This is a genomic window from Butyricicoccus sp., from assembly GCF_050872565.1.
GTDB lineage: Bacteria > Bacillota > Clostridia > Oscillospirales > Butyricicoccaceae > Butyricicoccus_A.
The window spans coordinates 1-2,603 of the sequence record NZ_JBNMHC010000315.1; the positions used below are offsets into that span (position 1 = coordinate 1).

Sequence of the window (2,603 nt, forward strand, 5' to 3'; positions counted from 1 at the left end):
TATGACATCTGCGGCAAGCCGATGCCGGGTCTCAAGCTCATTGAGGACTGCGATATTCCGCAGACGCGCGGATTGGGTTCGTCCTCTGCGTGCACGGTAGCGGGTCTGATCGGTGCCAATGCCCTGTTGGGCGGTCCGCTGCATCAGGAAAATATCATTGATCTGGCGGCTGCCATTGAAGGCCATCCGGACAATTCGACACCGGCAATTCTCGGCGGCTTCTGCACCTCTTTGCTGGAATACGGCAAGGTGTGGAGCGTGCGCGTTCCGATTGCGGATAAAGTCGATTTTGTGGCATTTATCCCGAATTTCGAGCTGTCCACAGAAAAGGCGCGTCAGGCGATTCCGAAGACCATCCCGCACAAGGACGCAGTATTTAACCTGTCGCGTGCGGCTCTGCTCACCGGATCCTTGGTCACCGGTGATCTGCACAACCTGATGGTAGCGGCGGGCGACTGCCTGCATCAACCGTATCGTTTCGGTTTGATTCCGAACGGTGAAGAGGTTGTCAAGAGCGCAAAGGGACTGGGTGCCCTCGGTGCCTTCCTGTCCGGCGCAGGCCCGACCATTATTGCGATGGTGGACAAGGAAGACAAGACATATTACAGCCGCGCTTGCATGTACTTTGCAGATCGTTTTCCGGATTGGAAGCCGGTTCTGCTGTCGTGTGACGAAGTGGGTGCTCTGGTGACGCCGACAGAAGACGGCGCGCTGGAAAAGCTGGATCTCTGATTCCGGCATAGATACAGAGAGCCTGCGCACAGCGGCGCAGGGGAGAGAGAAGTAGGAGGCAGGCACATGGCTTTAATTGTGCAAAAGTTCGGCGGAACTTCCGTTGCGAACACAGAACGCATCTTTAATGTGGCGGATATTGTAACCAGAACGGCGGCTGCCGGCAATCAGGTCGTTGTTGTGGTATCCGCACAGGGTGACACCACAGACGATTTTATCGCGAAAGCGGCAGAAATCACAGACAATCCACCGGCGAGAGAGATGGATGTCCTGCTCAGTGCGGGCGAACAGATCTCGATGTCGCTGCTTGCGATGGCCATCGAGAAGCTGGGCTATCATGCGACGAGCTTGACCGGCTGGCAGGCTGGCATTGAGACGAGCTTGGAATACGGCTCTGCGCGGATCCATCATGTGAGACCTGAACGCATCCGCAGTCTGCTGGACAGACACCGCATTGTGGTTGTCGCAGGATTTCAGGGCATCAACAGCCATCAGAGCATCACGACGCTGGGACGCGGCGGCTCCGACACGACAGCGGTTGCCATTGCGGCGGCACTGGGCGCCGATCTGTGCCAGATTTATACCGATGTAGACGGCGTGTATACCGCAGATCCGCGCGTTGTACCCAATGCGCGCAAGCTGGAAGAAATTACGTTTGATGAAATGCTGGAGCTGGCGTCTTTGGGCGCACAGGTGCTGCACAACCGTTCGGTTGAGATGGCAAAGAAATATAACATTGATCTGGAAGTGCTGTCCAGCCTGACCAGAAATCCGGGAACCAAGGTTAAGGAGGTTGTTTCTGTGGAAAAGATGATTATCAGCGGTGTAGCCTGCGATAAGGACACGGCACGAATTGCCGTCATGGGCATTCCGGACAAGCCGGGCAATGCGTTCCGCCTGTTCTCTCTTTTGGCGAACAACGGCATCAATGTAGATATTATCTTGCAGTCCATCGGACACGATGATGTGCGCGACATCAGCTTTACCATCAAACGCGGTCAGCTGGATGCGGCGATGAAGATTCTGGAAGAGAATCAGGAGCGTCTGCACTTTTCGAGCTTCTCCGGCAAGTCGGATCTGGCGAAGGTTTCGGTTGTCGGCGCAGGCATGACTTCGACACCGGGCGTAGCAGCGAAGCTGTTTGACGCCTTGGCAAGTGCACAGGTAAATATCCGCATGATCTCTACCTCGGAAATCAAGATTTCCGTCCTGATTGACGAAGAAGATGCGACGCGTGCGGTTCGCGCAGTACATGACAAATTTTTCAATTAAATAGACAAGAAACAGGCTTTTCTTCACGGAAAAGCCTGTTTTTTATAAAAACATCAGACGAAAGGAAGCCATTTCATGAGAAAAAGACTGACAGGATTACTGCTTGCTGCCTGTATGGTGCTGTCGATTGGCGCACCGGCATGGGCGACAGAGCAGGTACAGATGGAAGGAGAGGAGGATGTTACCTTGCAGCCGAGCACGGGCGTGCGCAGCAGACAGTACGGCGCAAGCAATGGAACATTGATTGTGACGCTGGATCCGGGTCATGGCGGCAAGGACAGCGGTGCCACGGCAAAGTGGAACGGCAAGACCGCGATGGAGAAGGACATGAACCTGAAAATCGGACTGGCTTGCCGCGAGGAGCTGAGCAAATATGCGGGCGTCAAAGTATACATGACGCGCGACGATGATACGTTCTTGGAGCTGTCCGACCGCGTCAAGTATGCGCAGTCTGTCAATGCTGATCTGATGGTCAGCTTACATATCAATTCCGCAGACAGCAGCAGTGCGCGCGGCGAGCTGGTCATCGTGCCGAACGGCAATTATCGTCCGGCATTGCTCACAGAGTCCAAAAAGACAGCGAGCCGTATCCTCAGCAA

The 2,603-nt window shown here is 54.7% G+C and carries 3 protein-coding genes; all 3 read left to right on the forward strand.

Annotation, left to right across the window (positions count from 1 at the left end; all coding sequences use genetic code 11):
- Nucleotides 1–732 (forward strand): homoserine kinase (gene thrB, locus ACR0P9_RS10650; protein WP_432619972.1); only part of this gene is annotated, 732 nt, incomplete at its 5' end.
- Between the two features lie 66 nt (nucleotides 733–798).
- Nucleotides 799–2,004, forward strand: coding sequence for an aspartate kinase (locus tag ACR0P9_RS10655; protein WP_432619974.1), 1,206 nt, complete (start codon nucleotides 799–801; stop codon nucleotides 2,002–2,004).
- A gap of 75 nt (nucleotides 2,005–2,079) precedes the next feature.
- A partial coding sequence (locus ACR0P9_RS10660; RefSeq protein WP_432619976.1) for an N-acetylmuramoyl-L-alanine amidase family protein occupies nucleotides 2,080–2,603 on the forward strand: 524 nt, incomplete at its 3' end.